Annotated in this window: 23 protein-coding genes; 12 read left to right on the top strand and 11 right to left on the bottom strand. The window is 57.3% G+C overall.

Going from position 1 to position 24,501, the window contains the following annotated elements; all coding sequences use genetic code 11:
- Positions 1 to 169 precede the first annotated feature (169 nt).
- A complete protein-coding gene (gene trxB, locus JFT86_RS01780; protein WP_064119385.1) occupies positions 170 to 1,132 on the top strand; it encodes a thioredoxin-disulfide reductase in 963 nt (320 codons plus the stop codon).
- A 167-nt stretch (positions 1,133 to 1,299) separates the two neighbouring features.
- Here trxB and JFT86_RS01775 read toward each other — a convergent pair whose 3' ends face one another.
- The 6 genes from JFT86_RS01775 to JFT86_RS01750 all read right to left on the bottom strand — a co-directional run bounded on the left by JFT86_RS01775 (position 1,300) and on the right by JFT86_RS01750 (position 4,399).
- Positions 1,300 to 1,638, bottom strand: coding sequence for a HopJ type III effector protein (locus tag JFT86_RS01775; RefSeq protein ID WP_201235265.1), 339 nt, complete (start codon positions 1,636 to 1,638; stop codon positions 1,300 to 1,302).
- On the bottom strand, positions 1,631 to 1,927 hold the full coding sequence (locus JFT86_RS01770) for a DUF1244 domain-containing protein (protein ID WP_201235263.1): 297 nt from the start codon (positions 1,925 to 1,927) through the stop codon (positions 1,631 to 1,633). Before JFT86_RS01770 ends, JFT86_RS01775 begins: the two co-directional genes overlap by 8 nt.
- A 96-nt stretch (positions 1,928 to 2,023) precedes the next feature.
- Positions 2,024 to 2,395 carry a dihydroneopterin triphosphate 2'-epimerase gene (gene folX / locus JFT86_RS01765; RefSeq protein ID WP_007914273.1) on the bottom strand — a complete coding sequence of 124 codons (372 nt, stop codon included), beginning with the start codon at positions 2,393 to 2,395 and terminating at the stop codon, positions 2,024 to 2,026.
- Positions 2,396 to 2,956: a GTP cyclohydrolase I FolE gene (gene folE / locus JFT86_RS01760; RefSeq protein WP_077571160.1), complete on the bottom strand. Its 561-nt coding sequence runs from the start codon at positions 2,954 to 2,956 to the stop codon at positions 2,396 to 2,398.
- Between the two features lie 20 nt (positions 2,957 to 2,976).
- Positions 2,977 to 3,687, bottom strand: coding sequence for a dihydromonapterin reductase (folM, locus tag JFT86_RS01755; protein WP_201235262.1), 711 nt, complete (start codon positions 3,685 to 3,687; stop codon positions 2,977 to 2,979).
- 136 nt (positions 3,688 to 3,823) lie between these two features.
- Positions 3,824 to 4,399, bottom strand: coding sequence for an antibiotic biosynthesis monooxygenase (locus JFT86_RS01750; protein WP_201235260.1), 576 nt, complete (start codon positions 4,397 to 4,399; stop codon positions 3,824 to 3,826).
- 209 nt (positions 4,400 to 4,608) lie between these two features.
- On the opposite strand from JFT86_RS01750, the gene JFT86_RS01745 reads away from it, so the two are divergent.
- Positions 4,609 to 5,568, top strand: a complete 960-nt coding sequence (locus JFT86_RS01745; protein ID WP_201235258.1) for a MerR family transcriptional regulator — start codon at positions 4,609 to 4,611, stop codon at positions 5,566 to 5,568.
- Between the two features lie 3 nt (positions 5,569 to 5,571).
- Here JFT86_RS01745 and JFT86_RS01740 read toward each other — a convergent pair whose 3' ends face one another.
- Both JFT86_RS01740 and JFT86_RS01735 read right to left on the bottom strand, forming a co-directional pair.
- Positions 5,572 to 6,177, bottom strand: a complete 606-nt coding sequence (locus JFT86_RS01740; RefSeq protein WP_201235256.1) for a hypothetical protein — start codon at positions 6,175 to 6,177, stop codon at positions 5,572 to 5,574.
- Between the two features lie 54 nt (positions 6,178 to 6,231).
- On the bottom strand, positions 6,232 to 6,708 hold the full coding sequence (locus tag JFT86_RS01735; protein ID WP_201235254.1) for a PAS domain-containing protein: 477 nt from the start codon (positions 6,706 to 6,708) through the stop codon (positions 6,232 to 6,234).
- 154 nt (positions 6,709 to 6,862) lie between these two features.
- Here JFT86_RS01735 and JFT86_RS01730 point away from each other — a divergent pair, with 154 nt between their 5' ends.
- Complete coding sequence (locus JFT86_RS01730) at positions 6,863 to 7,318, top strand: flavodoxin (protein ID WP_201235252.1); 456 nt, start codon at positions 6,863 to 6,865, stop codon at positions 7,316 to 7,318.
- Here JFT86_RS01730 and JFT86_RS01725 read toward each other — a convergent pair.
- Positions 7,308 to 8,195 carry a LysR family transcriptional regulator gene (locus JFT86_RS01725; RefSeq protein WP_201235250.1) on the bottom strand — a complete coding sequence of 296 codons (888 nt, stop codon included), beginning with the start codon at positions 8,193 to 8,195 and terminating at the stop codon, positions 7,308 to 7,310. The genes JFT86_RS01730 and JFT86_RS01725 overlap by 11 nt on opposite strands.
- A 95-nt stretch (positions 8,196 to 8,290) precedes the next feature.
- Between JFT86_RS01725 and JFT86_RS01720 the strand changes: the two genes are divergently transcribed.
- The 5 genes from JFT86_RS01720 (at position 8,291) to JFT86_RS01700 (ending at position 12,390) form a co-directional block, all read left to right on the top strand.
- Positions 8,291 to 8,677, top strand: coding sequence for a CidA/LrgA family protein (locus tag JFT86_RS01720; protein WP_201235248.1), 387 nt, complete (start codon positions 8,291 to 8,293; stop codon positions 8,675 to 8,677).
- Positions 8,667 to 9,353: an LrgB family protein gene (locus JFT86_RS01715; RefSeq protein ID WP_201235246.1), complete on the top strand. Its 687-nt coding sequence runs from the start codon at positions 8,667 to 8,669 to the stop codon at positions 9,351 to 9,353. Before JFT86_RS01720 ends, JFT86_RS01715 begins: the two co-directional genes overlap by 11 nt.
- Before the next feature lie 131 nt (positions 9,354 to 9,484).
- Entirely contained in the window at positions 9,485 to 10,267 is a 783-nt protein-coding gene (locus JFT86_RS01710) for a class II aldolase/adducin family protein (protein WP_201235244.1), read from the top strand.
- On the top strand, positions 10,267 to 11,169 hold the full coding sequence (locus JFT86_RS01705) for an alpha/beta hydrolase (RefSeq protein WP_201235242.1): 903 nt from the start codon (positions 10,267 to 10,269) through the stop codon (positions 11,167 to 11,169). Before JFT86_RS01710 ends, JFT86_RS01705 begins: the two co-directional genes overlap by 1 nt.
- A gap of 309 nt (positions 11,170 to 11,478) precedes the next feature.
- A complete protein-coding gene (locus tag JFT86_RS01700; RefSeq protein WP_201235240.1) occupies positions 11,479 to 12,390 on the top strand; it encodes an SDR family oxidoreductase in 912 nt (303 codons plus the stop codon).
- A gap of 48 nt (positions 12,391 to 12,438) precedes the next feature.
- Here JFT86_RS01700 and JFT86_RS29180 read toward each other — a convergent pair whose 3' ends face one another.
- Entirely contained in the window at positions 12,439 to 12,906 is a 468-nt protein-coding gene (locus JFT86_RS29180; RefSeq protein WP_242489361.1) for a hypothetical protein, read from the bottom strand.
- Positions 12,907 to 13,734: 828 nt separating this feature from the next.
- Here JFT86_RS29180 and JFT86_RS01690 point away from each other — a divergent pair.
- From JFT86_RS01690 to JFT86_RS01675, 4 genes are all read left to right on the top strand, one after another.
- Entirely contained in the window at positions 13,735 to 15,528 is a 1,794-nt protein-coding gene (locus tag JFT86_RS01690; protein WP_201235233.1) for a DUF1302 domain-containing protein, read from the top strand.
- Positions 15,529 to 15,551: 23 nt separating this feature from the next.
- Positions 15,552 to 16,919 carry a DUF1329 domain-containing protein gene (locus JFT86_RS01685; RefSeq protein WP_201235231.1) on the top strand — a complete coding sequence of 456 codons (1,368 nt, stop codon included), beginning with the start codon at positions 15,552 to 15,554 and terminating at the stop codon, positions 16,917 to 16,919.
- 139 nt (positions 16,920 to 17,058) lie between these two features.
- Positions 17,059 to 19,614 carry a LuxR C-terminal-related transcriptional regulator gene (locus tag JFT86_RS01680; RefSeq protein ID WP_201235229.1) on the top strand — a complete coding sequence of 852 codons (2,556 nt, stop codon included), beginning with the start codon at positions 17,059 to 17,061 and terminating at the stop codon, positions 19,612 to 19,614.
- 412 nt (positions 19,615 to 20,026) lie between these two features.
- A complete protein-coding gene (locus JFT86_RS01675) occupies positions 20,027 to 23,521 on the top strand; it encodes a DUF6543 domain-containing protein (RefSeq protein WP_201235227.1) in 3,495 nt (1,164 codons plus the stop codon).
- 29 nt (positions 23,522 to 23,550) lie between these two features.
- On the opposite strand, the gene JFT86_RS01670 is transcribed toward JFT86_RS01675, so the two are convergent.
- Entirely contained in the window at positions 23,551 to 24,339 is a 789-nt protein-coding gene (locus JFT86_RS01670; RefSeq protein WP_201235225.1) for an IclR family transcriptional regulator, read from the bottom strand.
- Between the last annotated feature and the right edge of the window lie 162 nt (positions 24,340 to 24,501).

The raw sequence follows: 24,501 nt of genomic DNA, 5'->3' as shown, positions 1-24,501 counted from the left end.
TGTTAAACCGTATTTCCTTAATCTTGCCCCCCTCGATACGCTGCACCCAACTTTTTACAGGACTGTCGAGCTCACGCCTTCCCCAAGGTTATCCACAGTCCTTTTTTATTCCCGCCGGCAGTCCGGCGTTCCGTGCCAGTTTATTCGGCCCGGTCAACAGGAGCAGGTCATGTCTGAAGTCCGTCATTCGCGAGTGATTATTCTGGGTTCCGGCCCTGCCGGTTACAGCGCTGCGGTGTATGCCGCACGTGCCAACCTCAAGCCGCTGCTGATCACCGGCATGCAGGCTGGCGGTCAACTGACCACCACCACCGAAGTCGACAACTGGCCGGGCGACGTGCACGGCCTGACCGGTCCTGTGCTGATGGAGCGGATGCGCGAGCACGCCGAGCGTTTTGAAACCGAGATCGTGTTCGATCACATCAATGCCGTGGATTTCGCCGCCAAGCCGTACACCCTGACCGGCGACAGCGCGACCTACACCTGCGACGCCCTGATCATCGCCACCGGCGCCAGCGCGCGTTACCTGGGCCTGCCGTCGGAAGAAGCGTTCATGGGCAAAGGCGTTTCGGCCTGCGCGACCTGCGACGGTTTCTTCTATCGCAACAAGCCAGTGGCAGTGGTCGGCGGCGGCAACACCGCTGTTGAAGAAGCGCTGTACCTGGCCAACATCGCCAGCACCGTGACCCTGATCCACCGTCGCGAAACCTTCCGCGCCGAGAAGATCCTGATCGACAAGCTCAACGCTCGCGTCGCTGAAGGCAAGATCATCCTCAAGTTGAACGCCAACCTCGACGAAGTGCTGGGCGACAACATGGGCGTGACCGGTGCGCGCCTGAAGAACAACGACGGCAGCTTCGACGAAATCACCGTCGACGGCGTGTTCATCGCCATCGGCCACACCCCGAACACTTCGCTGTTCGAAGGCCAGCTGACCCTGAAAGACGGTTATCTGGTGGTGCAGGGCGGCCGTGACGGCAACGCCACCGCGACCAGCGTCGAAGGCATCTTCGCCGCCGGTGACGTGGCTGACCACGTTTACCGTCAGGCCATCACCTCGGCCGGCGCCGGCTGCATGGCGGCACTGGACACCGAGCGTTACCTGGATGGTCTGCAGAACGCTTCGTTCTAAATCGCAGACGCAAAAAAACCGGCCAATTGGCCGGTTTTTTTATGCCCGCAATTTTTGCTGCTCCGCAATTCATTGTAGGAGTGAGCCTGCTCGCGATAGCGGTTCCATATTCAACACATGAGTCGACTGGTACATCGCGATCGCGAGCAGGCTCACTCCTGCTGGGATCAGCGGCGGGTCAGCGGCTGTACTTCGAACTTCACACCCGCCAGGCCGTGCTGGATCAACGCACGAATGTTGCCGTGATCGCTGCCCTCAGGCGTCGCCACTACCGAACGGTAATGCTCGCCGAACGCCAGCAGCGCTTCTTCATCACTCAGGCCTTCCAGCAGCGCCAGACCCAGGGTCTTGCATGAACCTTCGTTTAGCCCGGCGGCGTTTTCCACGCCACCGTTGTTGAACGCCTGTGGCTGGTAGTCGTAGCCGGCGGCGATGAACGCGAGGGTGTCGGCGAAAGCGTGTTCGCCACTCTTCAGGCTGGCGCGCAGGGTGTTCAGGTCACTCATGGGTTTTTCCTTTGGCGAACGCTGCTTGTTGTTCAGCGTTGGCTTCTTGCTGATATTGGGCTTTCCACTCGGCGTAAGGCATGCCGTAAACCACTTCGCGGGCGTCGTCGAGGCTGACCTCGATCTGGCGCTCGTCGGCTTCGGCCTTGTACCACTTCGACAGGCAGTTGCGGCAGAACCCGGCGAGGTTCATCAGGTCGATGTTCTGCACGTCCTTGCGGCTGTCCAGGTGGGCGACCAACCGGCGGAAGGCGGCGGCTTCGAGTTCGAGGCGTTGTTGCTCGTTCATGGGAGTCTCTGCGAGACAGCTTCAAGCGACGAGCTTCAAGCTGCAAGATGGGTGGCGGTGATACGAAGTTTACAGCTTGCCGCTTGAAGCTTGAAGCTAGCGGCTCGCTGCAAGCGTTATTGACACCGACTCGGCAAAACGCAGCGCGTGCGGTTTGTCGACTTCGACTTCGGCGTATAGCACCGAACCGTTGCTCATCACCAGATCGAGCAGTTCCTGCGTCAGCCGCTCAAGCAGCGCGAAGCGGTTGCCTTCGACATGAGCGATGATCGCTTTGGTGATGGTGCGGTAATTCAGCGCGTGGTCGATGTCGTTGTCACGCACCGCTTCCTGCGCGGCATACAGAATGGTCAGGTTGATCAACACATCCTGCTTGTTGAGGATCTCGTCTTCGTTGATCCCGATAAAGGTGCGCAAGCGCAGATCCTTGACCCGGATGCGCGCCATTCCCGGTTGTAGTTGTGGCATTTACTTGCTCCGTCCAATCAATTGCAGGAACTCCTGGCGGGTGTTGCTCGACTCGCGAAAGGCGCCAAGCATGACCGAGGTGTTCATGGTCGAATTCTGTTTCTCGACACCGCGCATCATCATGCACATGTGCCGGGCCTCGATGACTACCGCGACGCCGGCGGCATCGGTGACCTGTTGCACCGCATCGGCAATCTGCCGGGTGAGGTTTTCCTGAATTTGCAGGCGCCGGGCGAACATGTCCACCAGTCGCGCGATCTTCGACAGCCCCAGCACCTTGCCTGTCGGAATATAAGCCACATGGGCCTTGCCGATGAAGGGCAGCAGGTGATGTTCGCACAACGAGTACAACTCGATGTCGGCGACGATGATCATCTCGTCACTGTCCGAGGCAAACAGCGCGCCATTGACGATGTCGTCGACGCTCTGTTCGTAACCGTGACATAGGTACTGCATGGCCTTGGCCGCACGCGCAGGCGTGTCGAGCAACCCTTCGCGGTCGGGGTTTTCACCGAGGCCGATGAGGATTTCGCGGTAATTCTCGGGCAGGGAGCGGGTCATTGAACATCCTCGCGAGGCGACTACTTGATATGCCTTCCGCCGTTGACGGTCAGGGTCGTACCGGTGACATACGGGTTGTCGAGCAGATAGCGCAGGCTCTGATAGATCACTTCGCTGCCGGGCTCGATGCCCAGCGCGGATTTGGCCAGCGCCTTGGCACGGTAAGCCGCGTCGTCGTCGGGATTGAACAATAACAGGGCAGGCGCGATGCCGTTGACCTTGATTGCCGGTGCATAGCGAGCAGCAAAAGACAGGGTCAGGCTGTCGAGCCCCGCTTTGCTGGCGCAATAGCCGATGTGCTTGCTGCTGCCTTTGCGGGTGACATCGTCACTGATATGGACGATGTCTGCGGGCGTCGATTGCCTGAGCAGATCGGCGCAATGCAGGTTGATCAGATAAGGCGCGAGCATGTGGATATTGAACATCAGGCTGAACGCTTCGGCTTCGCTGTCCGGGGTTTCCGCCAGCCATTCGGAGGCGTTGTGCACGATTGCCCGCAGGCTGGCGGTGTGGGTTTTCAGTTCGCTGATGAAGGCCAGAATGCCGGCTTCGCTGGAGAAGTCCGCGAACACCCCAATGGCGCCGAGATCGCGCAGCGCTTGCACGCCGGGCCGTTCGCTGCGGTAAGTGAAAATGACACGGTGGCCGTCTTCAAGCAATCGCTGCGCGCAGTGCAGACCGACACGCTGGCCGGCGCCGGTGATCAGGATCGGGGCGGAAGTGGGGGTCATGAACGGCTCGCATCGCGGTTAGAGCAAAAACTATAACAGCGGCGGGCCATAAAAGATCGCAGCCTTCGGCAGCTTCTACATAGGGAGCGTCCACCCAGCCTGTAGGAGCTGTCGAGTGCAACGAGGCTGCGATCTTTTAGTGGTTTTGCGTTGAAGGCGAGGCAGGCAAAGGCCTTGTTGGAACACTGTTCAGCCAATTGGCCAACAACCGCGTCGACAACGGAATAAAGAAGTAGACCATCAGCGGCGTCAGGCACGCGGTGCTGATCAGCACGCGCGGCAACAGGCTCATTTCGGCCAGCAGCGGGCCAAGGACGAAATTGAACAGCAGCGACACCGGGAAGAACGCCAGCCAGATTGCCACTGCCTGTTTCCAGCGCGGCGGACGCTGACCGATGACATTGGCGCCGAACCAGCCTTCAATGCCACTGACCCGATGCTCCTTCGGATGCGCAAACAGATCGGCGCCGCGATCCAGCCACGCGGTGCGCGAGGCCGAGTGCTCCCACGCATGCAGGGTTTGCTCATCGACAAAGCGGAAAATGATTTGAAACTCGTTATCGCCGGGCGGTGGTGCGAGCACGCCGGAGCCGAGATAACCGGGAAAGTCGGTGGCCAGTTGTTCGCCTTCACGTAGCCAGGCGATCAGATCCTGATAGCGGCCATCGGCGACGCGACGCGCAACCATCAGCGTGACGGGGGAAGTAGACATTGTGTATCTCCGTATATCGAGTGCATCGCTCCGGGTAGGAGTTTCGCGAGACGCAGGCCGGGGTAGAGGCACGCGTTTTTTAGCAAGCAAGGATTATTCCCGATTTTAGTGATTAAACCAGTGACTTTCGTCGCATATCTTCACTCGAACCCAAATGGGTCATCGGGGGTAGAATGGGATCCAAAACCCACAAGGACGTAGATCGCACAATGCCTGTCATGACGGACGTAAGCCCTGCTTCGCAGGCATCTGTTGCGCTCGAGCGCGAAGATTTGTTTCCCATCCGTGAGGTCTCACGGCTGACTGGCGTCAACCCGGTCACACTGCGCGCGTGGGAGCGGCGTTATGGTTTGATTCGGCCGTCACGCACCGAAAGCGGGCATCGGTTGTATTCGATGACCGAAATCGAGCGCGTTCGCAGCATCGTCGAATGGATTGATCGAGGTGTGGCGGTCAGCAAGATCGGCAAGATCCTGGCGAAGACCGAGCCATTGAAGGTTTTGGCCCACATCATTCCCGATGATCTGGTGCAGGCCGATTATCAGCAATGGCAGCTCCAGGTGCAGCGAGCGGTGAGCGCTTTCGACGATGTCGAACTGGACCGGGTGTACGGTCAGATCTTTTCTTCCTACGCATTGCCCGTGGTTTTTCAGGACATTCTGATGCCCTTGTGGCGACAACTGTTGCAGTGTCAGGACGCTTTCGGGCAAACCAGTGAGTGGCTGTTTCTCGACGGTTATCTGCGCACGCGGGTGCTGCAGAGAATCATCGCACTGCGTGGCGCGCAACCGCGCAAGATCATCGTTAGCGCCCTGGCGGGCCAATGTCGTGAACTGGAGTTGCTGGTCGCGGCGCTGTTTCTCAGCAGCAGCGATTCGGGTGTGCGGGTGTTGACCACCGGACAGCCGTTCGACGAGTTGACTCTGGTTTGCGAGAAGATCAAACCGCACGCTCTGGTACTTTTTTCCAATCACGCACCGGCTCCGGAATTGCCGCGGCGCTTGAACCGGTTGGCCTTGAGTCTCGATTGTCAGTTGTTTCTGGCGGGGGATGCCTCCGATCTGGCGCAGGAAAGCCTTTCGGGAACGTCGATCGGCTGCGTTGGCAACGAAGGTGCAACGATGCGTCAGCGTCTGACACAGATGCTGGCGGGCAAGCTCGATACCTGAAAATCAGGTGTGCAGGGCAGGGTGCGTCAAGCGGTGTTGTTGCAGGATGAACTGGCGCAAGCGTTCGGTTTCATCCGCATCGGTCTGGCTGAGTTCGTAGGCATGGAAACCGCTTTCGGTTTCCCGCTCGAAATTCCCGCGCAGTGAAATCCGCTCATAACCGGAAGGGCTGAACCAAAGCGCGAAGTGCTTGGGTGGCTTGGTCTTGTTGCGCATTTCCAGCAGCACGCCTTTGTGCGAAACCTCGTGTACCCACATCGTGCCCGGTTGGCCCTTGGCATTTTCCAGTGCAACGGGTTCTTCGAGTGTCAGTCGCCATGGGCGCACCATCGGGCCATCTTCGTAAATGCTCGGTACGCCGAGGCGCAAATGCAGCGCATGAAACTCGTCTTCCACCAGGTGCAGCGGAAAGGTCATTTGCTGATTTTCGAAATTGGCCTGAATGGTGACTTGCTCGTGAGCGGCCAGGCGCGTGAGCAAGTCACGGATCTGGGAACCACCATTAACCAGCAGACTCGACGTCGCATCCCGCACGTTCAATTGCGGGTTGTGCTGCATGGTCTGGATAAAATCCAGCTCATCCTGGGTCAGGAGGGCGTCGCGTTGCATGGTTGGCTCGTAAGAAATAGTTACAAAGTCATTGGTGATTGTAGTTAATGACAATTAGTTCGCTGTTTTGTTTGCGCCGTTCGTCGCTTTCAATGCCGCAAGCTCGCTTTGCAGGGCGGCGACTTGCGCTTCCAGTTGCGCCACTCGTTGCTGAGCCTTGACCTGAACCGTCACGTCCTTTTGCACTCCGATGAAATACGTCTGACCGTCATCGGCGTTTTTCACCGTCGACAGCGACAGCTCATTCCAGAACGGCGTGCCGTCCTTGCGATAGTTGCGCAGGATTTCCCGGCATGAACCGCTATTGCGCAACGTGTCGCGAATCAGTGTCAAACTCTCCTGATCGCGGTCTCCAGACTGGAGAAAACGGCAGTCCTGATAGAGAATTTCCTCACTGCTGTAACCGGTCAGACGTTCGAAAGCCGGGTTGACGTAAATCAGAATGTTGTCCTGCTCACCTTCCTTCTCGGCTACCACGATCCCGTCGTTCGAAGCGTTGATCACCATTTGCAGCAGACTGGCGTTGATCATCCTTGAATCCTTTTAGTGTTGTCAGTGGCAGGCATTCTAGAAGAACGGCAGGGGCTGTCTATAGGCCATCAACGCTGATTGCGAGGCAATCGCAACATCACGGGCCGGGGCTGTTACTATCGTCGCTCTTTTTTTCAGTTTCAGGATCAGATTGATGAAAGTCGCCATCCTCTCCGGTTCGGTCTACGGCACCGCCGAAGAAGTCGCCCGCCACGCCCAGAACCTGCTGAAAGCCGCTGGCTTTGAAACCTTCTACAACTCGCGCGCCAGCCTGGCCGATATCCAGTCTTTCGGTCCGGAAGCCTTTCTGGCAGTGACCTCGACCACCGGCATGGGCGAGTTGCCAGATAACCTGCAACCGCTGTATTCGGCCATTCGTGATCAATTGCCGGCAGCCTGGCGTGGTTTGCCGGGAGCGGTGATTGGATTAGGCGACGCGAGCTACGGCGATACCTTTTGCGGCGGCGGTGAGCAAATGCGTGAGCTGTTCGCCGAACTTGGCCTGCGTGAGGTTCAGGAAATGCTGCGCATCGACGCCAGCGAAAGCGTTACACCGGAAACTGACGCTGAGCGTTGGCTGGCGGAACTTATCAGCGTACTCAAGGGCTGATCGCCCGTTCGCGCAACAGCGCCAGCCAGGCTTGCGCGGCCTTCGACAGATAGGCACCCTGGCGCCAGATAAAGGCGATGTCCCAGCGCAAGTAGTCCGGCGCTCGCAAGGTCAGGCGAACCACGCCTGGCCGCACCAGACCGCGCGCGACCACGCTGGGTAACAGCACCACGCCTTGCCCGGCAGCCACCAGTGCCGCGAGAAAATCCGCCTGACCGCTGCGTCCGCCTTCCTTCGGTGTAAAGCCCATCTGCTGACAGGCCTGCAGTAAGCGGTCGTTGAGCACGAAGCTGCGCTGATACAGCAGGAACGGCGTGTCAGCCAACTGTTCCAGCCCAATTTCCCCTTGATCGGCCAGCGGATGATCCACCGGCAGCAGGGCGTCGAGTTTCTCATCACAAAACGGCTGGCAGTCGAACTGCGGATCCTTCGGCAACAAACTGCCCCCCAGCTCCAGCTCGCCACTCAGCACCGCTTGCTCGATGTTGCGGCTACCGCCTTCAAGCAACTGAATGCTGATGTTCGGATAGCGCCGTCGATACTCGGCAAACAGCCCGGCGAACAACGCATCGCTGCCCAACAGCGGCAGGCCGAGGCGCAACTCGCCACGCGCCAGTTGACTGAGATCGTCCAGCTCGACGAGCAACTCATTGCGTAATCGCAACATACCTTCGGCGCGTTGCAGCACGACGCTGCCGGCGGCAGTCAGGCGCAGCTGTGAGCCAAGCCGTTCGAGCAGTGGCGTGCCGAGGCTCTGCTCCAGTTGCGCGACTTGTTTGCTCACCGCCGACTGGCTGATGTGCAAGGTTTTCGCCGCTTGGGTAAAGCCGCCCTGATGCATGACTTCGACAAAACTGCGCAGTTGTTTGAATTCCATGACTTGATTCCATTTTGGAATGCCCATGAGTCTAACAATTCGCTTCTGGGATGGCAGGGCGCTTCGTAAAATAAACACCTGAAAGGAGCCCCGCCATGAACGCCGCCACCCTCAAGCATCTTTCCCGTCTATTCGCCGAACTGGCCGTGTTGCTCGGTCTCTACCTGCTCGGCTGCCAACTCGCCACCTGGCTGGCCCTGCCGATTCCCGGTGGGGTGATTGGCATGGCGCTGTTGCTGCTGGCGTTCGCTTTTGGCTGGGTCAAACCGGCCGCATTGCAACTGGGCGCGGGGTTGCTGATGGCCGAGATGCTGCTGTTTTTCATCCCCGCGCTGATGAGTCTGCTCGATTACGGCGCGCTGTTGCGCAATGACGGCTGGCGGATTCTGCTGGTGATCGCTGCCAGCACGTTGATGGTGATGCTGGTGACCGCGTTCACCGTGGAACTGGCCGTGCGTCTGAGGCATTCCCATGAAACTTGAACTGATGCCGATGTTCTGGCTCGCCTTCACACTGCTGGCCTACCTGTTCAGCCGCTGGATTTATCGCCGCACCGGGCGTTACCTGCTGTCGCCGCTGATTCTGGTGCCGGTGCTGCTGTTGGCGCTCGCCGTGCCGCTGCACACCGCCTACGCCGAATACTCCAGTAACACCCATTGGCTGATGCTGGTGCTCGGCCCGGTCACCGTGGCTTTCGCCGTGCCGATCTGGCAGCAGCGGCGGCTGTTGATGCGGCACTGGTCGGCGTTGCTGTTGGGCATGGTCGCTGGCAGCGCGGCGTCGATTGGCACTTCGTTCGGTCTGGCCAAGGCACTGGCGCTCGACAGTTCGGTGACGATGTCTCTGGTGCCGCGTTCGATCACCACGCCGTTCGCCATGCCGCTGGCGCAGGATCTGGGTGGCGTGCCGGAATTGACCGCGGTGTTCGTGATGTTCACCGGGGTGTTCGGCGCGATGCTCGGCGGCGTGCTCTTGAAGTGGTTGCCGTTGCGCAGTGCCTTGGCGCGGGGGGCGCTGTTTGGTGTCGGTGCGCACGGCGCCGGTGTCAGCCGGGCCCATGAAGTGGGCGGCGAAGAAGGCTCCGTGGCGGGGCTGGTGATGGTGTTGACCGGCTTGCTCAATCTGTTCGCCGCACCTTTGTTGGCGTCGTTGCTTTGACATGGATCCAAGGTGTTTGCATTGCTGACCCGCTCAGTCATCAAGCTGGCTGGCAATGCAACTACGCGATCAGCTACGCCTGACTAGACTGCTGACACGTGCAAAACAATAAGAACGCAGAGGTGCATACAGTGAGCGTAGCCCCCGTCCAAACGTCCCTTAATGTCAAAGACCAGGTCAGCGCCGCCGAGTGGCAGACCCGCGTCGATCTCGCCGCTTGTTATCGTCTGGTCGCGCTGCATGGTTGGGACGACCTGATCTTCACGCACATTTCCGCCAAGGTGCCCGGCACCGAGGACTTCCTGATCAATCCGTTCGGGCTGATGTTCCACGAGATCACCGCGTCGAGCCTGGTCAAAGTTGATCAGGCCGGCAACAAACTCATGGACAGCCCTTACGAAATCAACCCCGCCGGTTACACCATCCACAGCGCCGTGCACGAAGTGCGACACGATGTGGTGTGCGTGCTGCACACGCACACGGCCTCCGGTGTTGCCGTTTCGGCGCAGAAACAAGGCGTGTTGCCGATCAGCCAGCAATCGCTGTTCGTGCTGTCGAGCCTGGCTTATCACGCTTATGAAGGCGTGGCGCTGAATCACGAAGAGAAGGCGCGTTTGCAGGCCGATCTCGGCGAGAACAACTTCCTCATGCTGCACAACCACGGTTTGTTGACCTGTGGCGGCACCATCGCCGATACCTTTCTGATGATGTTCACCTTCCAGCGCGCCTGCGACATTCAGGTGATGGCGCAGACCGGTGGCGCGGAACTCATTGCCATCGAACCGCAGATCCTCGCAGGCGCCAAGGCAATGATCGCCGGCGTCACCAAAAGTGCTCAAGGCATGGGTGGTGCGCTGGCCTGGCCGGCGTTGCTGCGCAAACTCGATAAACAAGACCCGGGATATAAACTCTAATGCCTCTTGCCGAGATTCCTCTGTGTGTCTGGCGTAAACGCAGCCAGACGTTTGTCTTTCGTGGCCAGCCGATCCGTTACTGGACGGCGGGGCAGGGTGAGCCGCTGCTGTTGATCCACGGTTTTCCGACCGCCAGTTGGGATTGGCATTATCTGTGGCAACCACTGGCCCAGCGTTACCGGGTGATCGCCTGCGACATGCTCGGTTTCGGTGATTCGGCCAAACCGTTGAATCACGCTTACAGCCTTATCGAGCAGGCGGATCTGCAACAGGCGTTGCTCGCCCATTTGCAGGTCGAGCAACCGGTGCATATTCTTGCCCATGATTATGGCGACAGCGTTGCTCAGGAATTGCTGGCACGGCATTACGACGATCAGATCGAGGTTGCCAGTTGCGTGTTTCTCAACGGCGGTCTGTTCCCGGAAACCCATCGTCCGGTATTGATGCAAAAACTGTTGCTGAGCCCATTGGGCTGGATGATCGGCCGGGCGTTTACCCGCGACGCGCTGGTGAAGAGTTTTCGTCATATCTTCGGCCCGCAAACCCGTCCGAGTGAAAGTGAACTGGATGATTTCTGGAGCCTGATCGACAGCAATCGCGGCCCGCGCATCATGCACAAACTGATCAGCTACATTCCCGAACGACGCGTGCAGCGTGATCGCTGGGTGGCCGCCATGCAGCGCGGAGGAGTGCCGTTGCGGGTGATCGATGGCGAAGTCGATCCGATCTCCGGGGCACACATGGTCGAACGCTATCGCGAGTTGATTGCGGATGCCGACACGGTGCTATTGCCGGGCATCGGCCACTATCCGCAGACCGAGGCGCCGGTGCAGGTGCTCAAGCATTACCTGGCGTTCCGTGATCGCTTCGCGCTGCCGCCGCGCCGAGTGGCGTGTTCCTGAAGATCAAATGTTCCCCGTTCCGACATTTGGCCGGGTTAACCGTTGTGGCGAGGGAGCTTGCTCCCGCTGGGGCGCGAAGCGGCCCTTGAATCTGTGATCGAATTTTCAGAGGAAACCTGCAAGTAACGTTTTGCGACTGCTGCGCAGCCGAGCGGGAGCAAGTTCCCTCGCCACAAAAACTCTCATGTGGCCTTCACTATCCCCCCACCTTATCGCGCACCATTCACCCCCAGCCGTGTTCGTTGTGAGCCAAAGCTGCGTGCCTGACACTCGGGATCACTGTCCCTTTGGCCTGCTGGAGTTGCTGCGATGAATGAGTCCGTACGTTTCGAAGATAAAGTCGTGATCGTCACCGGAGCCGGTGGTGGCCTCGGCCGGGCTCATGCATTGCTGTTCGCCAAACAGGGCGCCAGAGTGTTGGTCAACGACCTCGGCGGCTCGGCCCAGGGCGAAGGCGCCAATGCCTCCGCTGCCGACCGCGTCGTGGCAGAAATCCGCGACGCTGGCGGTATCGCCGAAGCCAACCACGACTCGGTCACCGACGGCGACAAACTGGTGCAGAACGCCCTCGACGTCTTCGGCCGCGTCGACGTGGTGGTCAACAACGCCGGCATCCTGCGTGACAAGACATTCCACAAAATGGACGACGCCGACTGGGATCTGGTTTACCGCGTCCACGTCGAAGGCGCCTACAAAGTCACCCGCGCCGCCTGGCCGCACCTGCGCGAACAAAATTACGGCCGGGTGATCTTCACCGCCTCGACCTCGGGCATCTACGGCAACTTCGGCCAGTCCAACTACGGCATGGCCAAACTTGGCCTGTATGGCCTGACCCGTACTTTGGCCATCGAAGGGCGCAAGAACAACATCCTGGTCAACGCCATCGCCCCAACCGGCGGCACGCGCATGACTGAAGGTTTGATCCCGCCGCAAGTGTTCGAACAACTGAGGCCGGAACTGGTCAGCCCGTTGGTGGTGTATCTGGCAAGCGAACAGTGCCAGGAGACTTCCGGCCTGTTCGAGGTCGGTGGCGGCTGGATGGGCAAGGTGCGTTGGGAACGCAGCCTCGGCGCCGGGTTTGATCCACGGGTGGGTTTCTCGCCGGAAGATGTCTCGGCACATTGGCAGCAGATTTGCGATTTCGAAGGGGCGGCGCATCCGAAGGACAATATTGAGGCGCTGAAGGAGATGATGGCGAATTTGCAGAAGTATTCGCTTTAAGAGTCGTTTGAGCCTCGCCGCGTACTGGATGCAGCGAGGCTTCTTCTATTACTCCTCGTACCTTTTATCAATCATGAATTCCGGAACTCTCCAGTTTGGGCCCGGAATGGCGACAGCCTCATTGCCCTCAGCCAACACGCCTTCATGAAATAACTGCTCGTACGTTTTACACAGTTCTCCTCGCGCGATGACTTCAAATCGATAACGTCCGAACAATGTATCGATGGAGGGAAATGCCAAACCGATGGCCAAAACTGATAGCAAGTCTCTGAGGTTTTCTTGCCTGACAGCTTGTTCCAGTTTTGCAATCGAACTCTTCGATCCGCTGACGCATTCAAATGCTTTCAGTTCCTGCTTTTTCGCAGCGTCAATTGCCTCGGCGGTATAGCGCAATACCTCGTCGTTGCTCAGTTTGAATTCCTCAAGTGTGGCTGCATGGATGTTATTCCAAAGGGACGGATTATTTTTAGGAATGTAGTCGTCAGCGATCCCCAACGCTCTGAACCGCTCCATCATTCGAAGTGCATGCGAGTAGAACCGGCGATCGGTATCAGTCGTCTTAAGCTTGCCTTTCCAGAATGGCGTGAAGGCGTTGAATCATGACGAGGTCGGCAGCAGCGCCTTTTCTTTCGATTTTTGTTACCGCGCCTTCAACAAGATTTTGTTCCAATATTGTTTTACTCACTGCAAGTTATTCGGATTTTACGGAGCGATTAACCTGCATCAGCTTTCGAGCGGACGTATCTGCATCGTTCGTCAGTAATGACCTGCTTGGTTGTATGAATAATCGTGAACGCGATTTTATTGCTTGGGATTAGAAGGTTAAAAAGAGATTTCCTACAGTAACAGGGGGAGTTTTCCGACGATTGCAGGCGAGGAGGGTAAAACGGCGGGCATAAAAAAGGCCGCTGCAAACGCAGCGGCCAAGGTAAGACGTTGGATCAAGGAGCTACAAATCAACGTCAGTGAACACCAGGGCGATAAACCGAATGGTTCGATTCATCTGAAATCTGTCAGCAATGGCCTGAGTTGCTCTAAGTCCAGTGCTGCGTGCTCTACGGCGTGTCCCGTGAAAGCCCGCTCAGAATAAGGTGTTGAGTCTGTAGGAAAAATACCGATTCCAGACATGCACTGTTACGGGGCATGCAACAGTCCTCCTTCAACAGCGGCCTCATGCGCTTGGCTGATGATCCTCCATCCAGCCGATCCATGGCTTGCGCAAAGCCCCGGCCCGCAAGGGCGTTCATCCTTTCGGGCGACAACGCGAATACCTCCTTGGTGCGCTTATCGACCCCGTCAGGCGGCAGTAGGGTGAGGCCTTCTGTCACTCACCGGGGAAGACGCATGACAACAAAAACAATGCGCGCCATCTTCACACCGCAGGCGCTGGCCGCCGCGGTGGCTCTGGGTTGCTGTGCCCAGGCGCACGCGGTTTCGTTCAACATCGGGGAAATCGAGGGCACGTTCGACTCGTCGCTGTCGGTTGGTGCGAGTTGGGGGCTGCGTGATGCCGACAAGTCGCTGGTTGGCACGGTCAACGGTGGTACCGGGCAATCCTCGACCGGTGATGACGGACGCCTGAACTTCAAGAAGGGCGAAACCTTTTCGAAAATCTTCAAAGGCATTCACGACCTCGAACTGAAATACGGCGATACCGGTGTGTTTGTCCGTGGCAAGTATTGGTATGACTTCGAACTCAAGGATGAAGACCGCGAGTTCAAACCGATCAGCGACAAGGGCCGCAAGGAGGGCGCGAAGTCTTCCGGCGCGCAGATTCTCGATGCCTTCGTCTATCACAACTACTCCATTGCCGACCTGCCGGGCACCGTGCGCGCCGGCAAGCAGGTGGTGAGCTGGGGCGAAAGTACCTTCATCGGCAACTCGATCAACAGCATCAACCCGATCGACGTTTCGGCGTTTCGTCGACCCGGTGCGGAGATCAAGGAAGGCCTGATTCCGGTGAACATGTTGTTCGGCTCGCAAGGTCTGACCGATCAACTGACCGTCGAAGGTTTCTACCAGCTGGAATGGGATCAGACCGTTCTCGACAACTGCGGCACCTTCTTCGGTGTCGACGTGGCGGCAGACGGTTGCAACAACGGCTACACCGTCGGCAACCCGGCGATCGCGCCGTTTGTGCCGCTGACCCAGGCTTTCGGCCAAGGCATTCAGGTGACCCGCGAAGGCGTCGTCATCCCCCGTGGCGGCGACCGCGATGCGCGGGATTCCGGGCAGTGGGGCACGGCGTTGCGCTGGCTCGGCGACGATACCGAATACGGTCTCTACTTCATGAATTACCACAGCCGCACGCCAACGGTGGGCACCACCACGGCGGGGCTTTCGACCCTCGCGGCATTGCCGGGCATGGTCGGCATCGCCAACGGCCTGGCGCCGGGCAGCGGTTCAGGCCTGGCGCAAAGTGTGATGCTCGGGCGCGGTGGGTATTACCTTGAATACCCCGAAGACATTCGTCTGTACGGCGCGAGTTTTTCTACCACTTTGCCCACCGGCACCGCGTGGACCGGCGAGATCAGCTACCGGCCCAACGCTCCGGTGCAGGTCAACACCAACGACCTGACGCTGGCGCTGCTCAACCCGATTGCCGGCGGTACAGCGTCGCCGATTGCCACTACGCCGGGTGCGGACAACAAGGGCTATCGCCGTAAAGAAGTCACGCAGGTCCAGAGCACTCTCACGCATTTCTTCGATCAAGTGTTGGGGGCTGAACGCCTGACCGTGGTCGGTGAGGCGGCGGTGGTGCACGTCGGTGGTCTGGAGCCGCGCAGCAAGCTGCGTTATGGCCGTGACTCGGTGTATGGCCAGTACGGCTTCGGTGGCGATACCGACGGTTTTGTCACCTCGACTTCGTGGGGCTACCGCGCTCGGGCGATTCTCGATTACGCCAACGTGATCGGCGGGATCAATCTCAAACCCAACCTGTCGTGGTCGCACGACGTCGCCGGTTACGGCCCCAACGGCCTGTTCAACGAAGGCGCCAAAGCCATCAGCGTCGGCGTCGATGCCGACTACCGCAACACCTATACCGCGAGCCTCAGTTACACCGACTTTTTCGGTGGCGACTACAACGTCCTCGAAGACCGTGACTTCGTCGCTCTGAGCTTCGGCGTGAACTTCTGATCTGCCCGAGAAGGATGAATGCAATGCGCAAAATGATTCTGCAATGCGGTGTGCTGGCCCTGAGTCTGCTGGCGGCCAACGTAATGGCCGCGGTGTCGCCGGATGAGGCAAACAAACTCGGCACCAGCCTCACGCCGCTCGGCGCCGAGAAGGCCGGCAACGCTGACGGCTCGATTCCGGCCTGGACCGGCGGCATTCCGAAAAACGCCGGGGCGGTGGACAGCAAAGGCTTCCTTGCTGACCCGTTCGCCAATGAGAAACCGTTGTTCACCATCACCCCGGCCAACGTCGACAAGTACAAGGACAAACTCTCCGACGGCCAGGTGGCGATGTTCAAACGCTACCCGGAAACCTACAAGATCCCGGTCTATCCGACCCACCGCACCGTCGCCGTGCCGCCGGAAATCTACGAGTCGGCCAAGCGCAGTGCGCTCAACGTGACCACAATCAACGACGGTAACGGTCTGGCCAATTTCACCGGCAACCGCTACTACGCCTTCCCTATTCCGAAGAACGGCGTCGAGGTGCTGTGGAACCACATCACCCGTTACCACGGCGGCAACGTCAAGCGGATCATCACTCAGGTGACGCCGCAGACAAACGGCAGCTACACGCCGATCCGCTTCGAAGAAGAGATCGCCGTGCCGCAACTGATGAAGGATCTCGATCCGGAAAAAGCCGCCAACGTGCTGACCTTCTTCAAGCAATCGGTGACCGCTCCGGCGCGCCTGGCGGGTAACGTGCTGCTGGTGCACGAGACTCTCGACCAAGTGAAAGAGCCGCGTCTGGCGTGGATCTACAACGCCGGTCAGCGCCGCGTACGGCGTGCACCGCAAGTGGCGTATGACGGCCCGGGTACCGCGGCCGATGGCCTGCGCACTTCGGACAACTTCGACATGTTCTCCGGTGCCCCGGATCGTTACGACTGGAAACTGGTCGGCAAGAAGGAAATGTACATCCCCTACAACAGCTACAAACTCGACTCACCGAAGCTCAAGTATGACGACATCGTCAAGGCCGGGCACATCAACCAGGACCTGACCCGCTATGAACTGCACCGCGTGTGGGAAGTCATCGGCACGGTCAAACCGAGCGAGCGGCACATCTACGCCAAACGCCACATGTACATCGACGAAGACAGCTGGCAGGTCGCACTGGTCGACCATTACGACGGTCGTGGACAACTGTGGCGTGTCGCCGAAGGTCACGCGCAGTATTACTACGATCACCAGGCGCAGGCCTACACCCTCGAAGCGCTCTACGACATCATCGCCGGCCGCTACATTGCCCTGGGGATGAAGAACGAAGAGAAGCACAGTTTCGAATTCGGCTTCGAAGCCAAGGCTGCCGACTACACGCCATCGGCCTTGCGCGCAGAGGGGGTGCGGTAACGGATCAGATACATCAGCCGTACAAAAGGCGACCGCACGGTCGCCTTTTTTATGGCCACCAATCAGCGTGCTGAATACTCGTCAACAAGCTGTCGGGAGAGGGCTAGGGTGAACCCACAACTATAAAAAGGCTCACCCGATGACTGCCATGACGCCGTGTCTGGATCGCCCCGGATTCTTGCCCAGACTGTCCTCCCATCATCAACCCCGTGCGCGCTTGAGCGAGCCATTGCTTGAGTCGATGGCGCGGGTCAGGCTGATCTGCGCACCGGCGGGCAGTGGCAAGAGTGCGCTGCTTGCCGAGTGCTTGCTGCAAGCGCCACCACACTGCGAAGTCTGCTGGTTGCCGCTGGCGGGGGCGGCATTGAGTACCAGCGAATTTTGTCTGCGTCTGGCGCAGGCGTTGGGGCTGGCCGAAACAACGGAACCCGCTCTGATCGCGGCGCTGAGTCGCTGGTCGAGGCCGACCTGGCTGTTCATCGATGACTACTGCCGGCTACCGGATCCAGCGCTGGACGCGTTGCTTGATCGTTTACTGACGGTCAGCAGCCCGGCATTGATCTGGTGGATCGACACGCGGCGACGCCCGCAATGCAACTGGCCCCGTCTGCTGCTCGATGATGAACTGTACGAGTGCGAAAGCCCGACGCTGGCGCTCACCGAGGAAGAGATCGCCTTGGCCTTGCGGCACTTGTCGTCCGAGCAGGCTGCTAGTGTGGCCTCGCGCATCGTCCAGCGCACGGGGGGCTGGTGCGCGGGTGTGCGCATGGCCCTGCTGCAAAAGTGCGACTGGTCGCAAGGCAATCAGCCACAGCAGCGGGTGGACACGCTGCTGGATTATCTGCAACACGAACTCTTCAACAGCCTGACACCGGAGTTGGTTGAAGTCTGGCGAGTTTTGGCCCATCTACCGCGTTTCAATGCCGAGTTGTGTGAGCATTTGTTCGGTGCCGGGGAGGGCGCGCAGTACCTGCGCACGCTGCAAGTGCTCGGCTGCTTCGTCGAACCGTGGAACGATTCGTCCGACTGGTTGCAGATCTTTCCCCCGCTGTCACGAGTGATGCATGACGAGCAATGGCCCGCCAGTCGGTCCTGGCATCGGCGGGCCTGCCAGTGGTTTTCCTGGCGGCAGGATTGGCGTTCGGCTTTCGAGCAAGCATTGCTTGCCGAAGAGTATGAAATCGCCGTCAGCCTGCTGCAGCACTTCAGCTTTGAACATCTGTTCGAAGAGCAGACGGTGGTGCTGTTGTTGCGATTGCATGAGCAGCAAGGGCAAGAGCTGACTTGCAACAACCCGCAACTGGTGGGACTGATCACCGCGGCATTACTCTTTGCCGGGCGTTTTGAACAGGCGATGCGCTGCATCGGGCAGATGTCGCGGTTCATGCCACAGCCCTCGGCCAGGCTCGAGCAGCAATTGATTGCACGTTGGCAAACGTTGCAGGGTTGGTTATTCCATTTGACGGGGCAGATGGAATGCGCTCACGGACATTTTTCGCAGGCACTGGAGGCACTCGATCCCGATTACTGGACTGCGCGGGTGATGTGTTTGTCCGGAATGACTCAACAAGCGCTGTTACGCGGTGAGCTGGACGCAGCGCGTGGGCATAACCGCCAGGCGCTGTGTCTGGCACGGGCGCAAGGCTCGCTGGCATTCGAAGCGCTGCTTGAACTCGATCACGGGCAATTGCTTGAGCAGCGCGGTGCGGCGCCTCGGGCAGAAAGCCTTTTGGCCGGTGTGCATGATTTACTCGACAGGCAACCGAACAGGCTGACGCCGCTGCTGGGAAGGATCGCTCTGCGGCGCGGGCGCCTTGCGCTGAGTCAGGGGCTTGATGCCTCGGCGGCCGAGTTTTTTCAGGCAGGGCTGGAGGATTGCAAACGCAATCAAGACAAGCGGGTTTTGTATGGCTATCTGGGAATGGCGCAACTCGCTGCCAACAGGGCGGATTATCAAAAGGCGTTCTTATGGCTGCGCGACGCGGAGCGTTTGATGCAGCAGCGGCAAATTCCGGAAACGGTTTATCGGGGTGTGCTGTTACAGGTCAGCAGCCAGTTCTGGTTACAGCAAGGACGTCCCGAACTGGCATGTGAGGCGATGACACGGCTGCTGCGACATTATCAAGGATCCAACGCTTTGCAGGCGCCACCCGCAACACTTGAGTTGATCCCACGGATTGAATACTTGCTGATCCTTGCGCAAGTTGGCTTGCGTACAGCGCACAACCCGCTCGGCCTCCTCCAGCGTTTGCTGGAGGCGGCGCATCAACGCAAGATGCTTTCGCTGGAAGCCGACCTTCAACTGGCGTTGGCCGAGGTTGCCTTTATGCAAGGCGATCAGCCTATGGCGCGGCGTCATTTGCAGCAGGGGCTGGAACTGACCAGTCATCACTGTTTGCATCAAGCGTTGCGTGAACTGAATCTGCGCCAGCCTGGGCTGTTGAAAGCCCTGGATAACGAGCCACTGAAATCGCCCGGTGCCAATATCCTGAGTGGTAGCGGACTGCTCAGTCTCCGTGAGCTGGAAGTTTTAGGCCTGATCGCCAAGGGATATTCCAATCAACAAATTGCCGATCAGCTGTTTATTTCTCTGCATACGGTAAAAACCCACGCCAGACGCATACATGGGAAGTTGGGGGTGGCACGACGAACCCAAGCGGTCGCGAGCGCCAAGTCATTGGGTATGGTGTTCTAGTATTTTTGCATGGAGCGTCTTTCGAAGTGGTTCGTTGGCAGCGTCTTAAATGAACCGCTAACGCGTCGGTTTCAATAACTTCCTGGACTGTTCGTCAAGGCCAATTTTTTGGGATAACTGCTTTGTATAAAGAAAAAAGCCAGTGCTGAATAATTTTTGAACTCGTGTATGAAATATTTAAAGATGACTGGATGTAAGCGTCGGACGCAGGTGGTCATCAGTTTAAGTTGATGGTGGTGTCGGTATGTAAAATAATTGATTCAGACTGTTTGCTTTAATGGTTCAGTCTGGGTGGTGTACAAGATTGGAAAAGTATTCCGAGTATCTTTTCGAGAAGTTCCCGGTTTAGTTTGAGTTAGCGAAACAAATGTCATTCGGATGTTTGTAGGTCAAACTGAAAAGGGATTTTTAAATGGAAGTTCGTAGTCTAGATAACGCTGGATTCGGTAAAGTGGGTGAGGCGCTGGGCGCACTGACGGGTCACTTGAAAGACATGCCTGCATTTGATGTTATTTTACGGGCCTGTTTACGACGTGCACTTGGCGAATTTGTGCCTGGGTTCGATCAACTCGTCATCAATATCAATGTTCGTGGCAATGTCAAACCAAAGCAAATGGAGCCGGTAGGAAGCCTGTTTCAAGTGTTGAGTGACTGTCTTCAGCGTGGCCGGGCGCCGGTGTACGATGCCCAGTATTACGCGATTTACGGCACTCCGTTAACAACCGATCCTCGACATTTACTTACTGCAGTCCCTCTGGTATCAGTTGAAAAGTTACTTACGCACCTGTTCCTAAAATTGTCAGACTACTATGTTGCGGAGCTGCAAGAGTACTGGGCGAAAAAAGCCGAAAGCAAAGGGCGGTTTTCCAATTCGAGAAAAACGACCCTTGGCGGACTTCAATCCAACCTTTTCATGAATGAAATCGAAGTTCTTGCTGATGAGGGTGGTATCAGTCGGGATGAACTTCAACGTATCCGCTATACGCTTCAGCCAGGCTCGCGCGGTACTTGGTATGGCGTATTTATCGGTAGCCGGGGAGACGCTTATAATGTGCAGAACTCAATGTTCGCCATCCCACTCCAAGCGGCTATCCGGGATGAGCTTGTTCCTCGGGCCGATACGGCCATCGTGCTGTACTCCCCGACTCATGGAGTCGAAAGATTTTCCTCCTCTGCTGAGCTGCATCGGACGCTTGAGCAACGCCTGATGTCCGGTGACAGTCGTGAGGTTTTCTTGCAGTCGCTCGCAACCAAAGAGCGAGAAAATTTTCCAGCCGCACCCGAATTCCGATATTTGAAAGTTGAAGCCGATCTGTTTGCACGCATCAGCGATAACGACATTGAAAAATCCTGCAGTGATGTTGTGACGCAGCTGGCTCAATTTACTGATCCTGACTCGAATTATGATGCGGTTGTCGCGTCAGTGACGTCTGCACAGGCGCTACCGGAGATGCTTGGCCAGGCGAAGGCTCGCCAGGCAGCTCTTGTTCGACGGGCGCAAAAAAACAGGTGGCCGATCTGGCTACAGAATGCCGGTTCGACGAATCAGGAGGTTTATGAGGCATTGCAAAAGCGCCTGCTTGAGAGCGAGGTCAAATACCATGAAGTAACAAAGGGATTCGCCTCGCTCAAAGACTTTGCAAAAAAAGAAGTAGAGGAATTCATTTCGCCGGGTAAGGACATTCGGATTGATCCCGATAGCGTCTTCGTCAATGTCCGACATGTAATGAATGTTACGAATGGTCAGAAGATTGAGACCAAGGAGCGCAAAACGCTCACCCAGGCGTTCATGTACGGCGTGCATGATCAACAAGGGCAATTTGAAATGGCTGTGGAAAATCAGCCTTATAATCCTAAGTGGACAGCCTCTGAACTGCCTAAGTCGATCAAAGCGTTGAACGTGCGCGTGCGATATAACGACGAAAGGCAAGCCGTTTACTCGAAACCTGAAGTCTCGCAAGCGCTTCGACAAGTCCAAGGTAACACGATCGCATTGTCGTTGTTTGGCGAGGTTCTGCAAAAGCGCGTGAGCCAGCGTGCCAATGAAATGGTTAATCGCTATAACTTTGGTGATCTTTCTTTTGGGTCCGGATATATCCAGCTCGGTGAGAAATATCAACCGTTCAAAGACTTGAAGTATTTTTCAAAATTGGGTACAGATCCTTTTACCGTGCTTTTTGCGCCGGGTTTTCCAACAGGGCAGGAATGGTTTGAATTTCCCGATACCACAATCATGAGGTATGCGTTATTAAAATGGGTCGAAGACGATGAAATTTGGGAGTATTTGAAGTCTCAGGCAGTGCTGTCTGATGTAAATAAAATGGTGGCTGAAGTTACGGGGGACAGTTGGGCTCCACGCTGGATTGACCCGTATAGCTTTAAATTTCCGATCCGCCGTGAAGATTATCCATTGGAAAATACGGTGGAAAATACCCTTGATTGGGAAGCGAAGCAAATAGAGGCCTATACACCTCAATGGTTCAGGAAAGCCTCGGCGGAGGACCAAGGGTTATCCGTTCGATTGCATACAGAGTTCAAGGCTATTCAAAACGTCGCAAAAGACGATCTGAAAATCGTGCCATTCAAGGAGTTTGCCCGTGAACTGGTGATGAACACATTCGCCCAGTACTGGAGTAACAAAAAACTTAAGGTTCCAGTCTTCGATCCGAATAATGTCATGGTCAAGATTCATAATGTTCCAGAAATGACGCTCACCAATCTGTTCATCCAGTGGCAGATTTGGCACAGTGATATCACGATTTTTGAAAAAATAGTGAGCGTCGTCGTTCCAGGGATATCCATAGCAATACATGAGATAAGAAATTACCTTCGAACTGCCCGGTTCTCCGGTAGTGGTGCAGTGAGCGCATTAAATGCACAGGTCATCAATGATCTTATTGATCTGAAACCCGGTGAACGTTACGACGAGTATCTTAAAAATCAATTCCTCTCGACACCACGTCGTGCTCTGAAGGAGCTGTGTTACCGAGAGCTGAAGCAGAACGAAATGCTCACTGCAGCGCTTGCCCAGAAAATCAGGCGCACGATATCCAATGAAGATTTCAGTTGGCTTAAAACACTTATCGATGGTCTTGACAGCAATATTCGCGGCACCCATCAGTACACAGCAGGCGCTGTAGACGTACCGGACGAGGGCGTTTTTCATTTCACCTTGAGCTACAGGAAAGTTCACGGCGCATATGTCTTCAGTCGCAAATTTAACGGGCGCCTGCAGTCTGTTGTCTATGTGCCGGGTACCCCTGACGGGAATGATTTCTTTCCTGTCGAACAGTTATCGACGCGGCTTAAAGACTACACCTTTAAAAGTCATGTTTTACGAATGGTCAGTCTCCAGGATCAAAAGGCTGTTAAAAAACTCACAGATAATTACAAAGACGGGGGGGCACACGCACAGCCCCCCAAATTGCACGGCTCCTATAAGGTAGGCGACGAGTTCAAAAACGAGTACGAGGCCATGATCACGCGTTTCAGGGCTGACGTGGCTTATCAAACCACCAGCACCTGGGAGGCGGTATGGGTCGATGCCAAGATTTTGATTGGCATCGCTCTGGATGTTGTCTCGTTGTTCGTGCCTCCAGTGGGCGCGGTGGTGAGTGTGCTGCGCATCGCGTATACGATCGTTGAGGGTATTTCGGCCTCACTGGACGGTGATAAAGAAGTAGCCAATGCTTATTTTGCCAGCGCCTGGAGGGCGGCCATCCTGTTTTATATCGGCAACATCGCCGGCGTCGGCAGCTCTGCCAGCGCGATCGGGCTGCTGTCTCGGATCAACGATTACGCGAGCCTGCTCTCGTCGGTAACCGGTGTTCCCGTTGGCATCAGCTATGTCACCGCAGTCGCCGTTCCGCCTCACCGAGTGGAAAGCACCACGCGACTGATCGGTTGAGCCAGTAATCGAGGCGCCTGCCTGCACTTTCAGGACGCAGGCGTCTCGAATCCCATCCGCCAACTCACGGCCCGCGTCGCAGCCAACAACCGCTGCGCCGCCGGGCCGTTTTCGTCGGCGTGGAACAGCGAGGTCGGGCCGACGATGGTCAGTACCGCTGCAACTTGCCCAACCGCGTTGAACACTGGCGCCGACAAGGCATCCACCCCCGGCATCAGCAAACCGTGCACATGATGCAGACCGCGTTCGCGAATCTGTTCACACAACGTGGCATAAGCCTTTTCATCGGCCAGCGGATGATTGGCAACAGCGACTTCCCGCTCACGCAATTCGTCGGTTTCCCGATGCGGCAGGTAGGCGCTGAACACCAGTCCGGTGGAGGAGCTGAGCAACGGCAACACTGAGCCCAATTGCGTCACCACCGTCACCGCGCGCACCGCCGGTTCGATGTGCACCACGGTCGCGCCCTGATTGCCCCACACCGCGAGGAAACAGGTTTCGTTGAGTTCGTCGCGTAATTCGGCCAGCGGCAGGGCGGCAACTTTCAGCACGTCCATACTGTTAAGGGCGGCCAGGCCCACGCGCAGCGCTTCACGGCCGAGGCCGTAATGGTTGGTCGCGGTGTTCTGCTCGGCAAACCCCGAGGCGATCAGCGCCTGCAAATAGCGATGCACTTTGCTCGCCGGCATCTGCACATGTTCGGCCAGGCGCGACAGCGAAGTGGAAGGCGACAACTCGGCCAAAGCCTTGAGGATGTCGGTACCGACTTCGGCGGAGCGCACTTTCTGTTTGCCGTTACTGTCGCTGTTTTTTTCCATGAGGCTGCCGGGGTCCGAATCGAATGGGCGTCTTTATAGCTTGACGCTGGATAGCGAGCAAATTACGTTATGCGTAATCGAATTACGATAATAACAACCCCGGCGTGCCGAAACCTCTGAGCCAGAGCGATGGGCCACTGCCGACTCCCTGTTCAGGAGGCT

It is taken from the genome of Pseudomonas sp. TH06 (genome assembly GCF_016651305.1).
Taxonomy (GTDB): Bacteria; Pseudomonadota; Gammaproteobacteria; order Pseudomonadales; family Pseudomonadaceae; genus Aquipseudomonas.
Note: the sequence above shows the minus strand (reverse complement) of the source record. Positions and strands in the feature narration are given on the sequence as shown.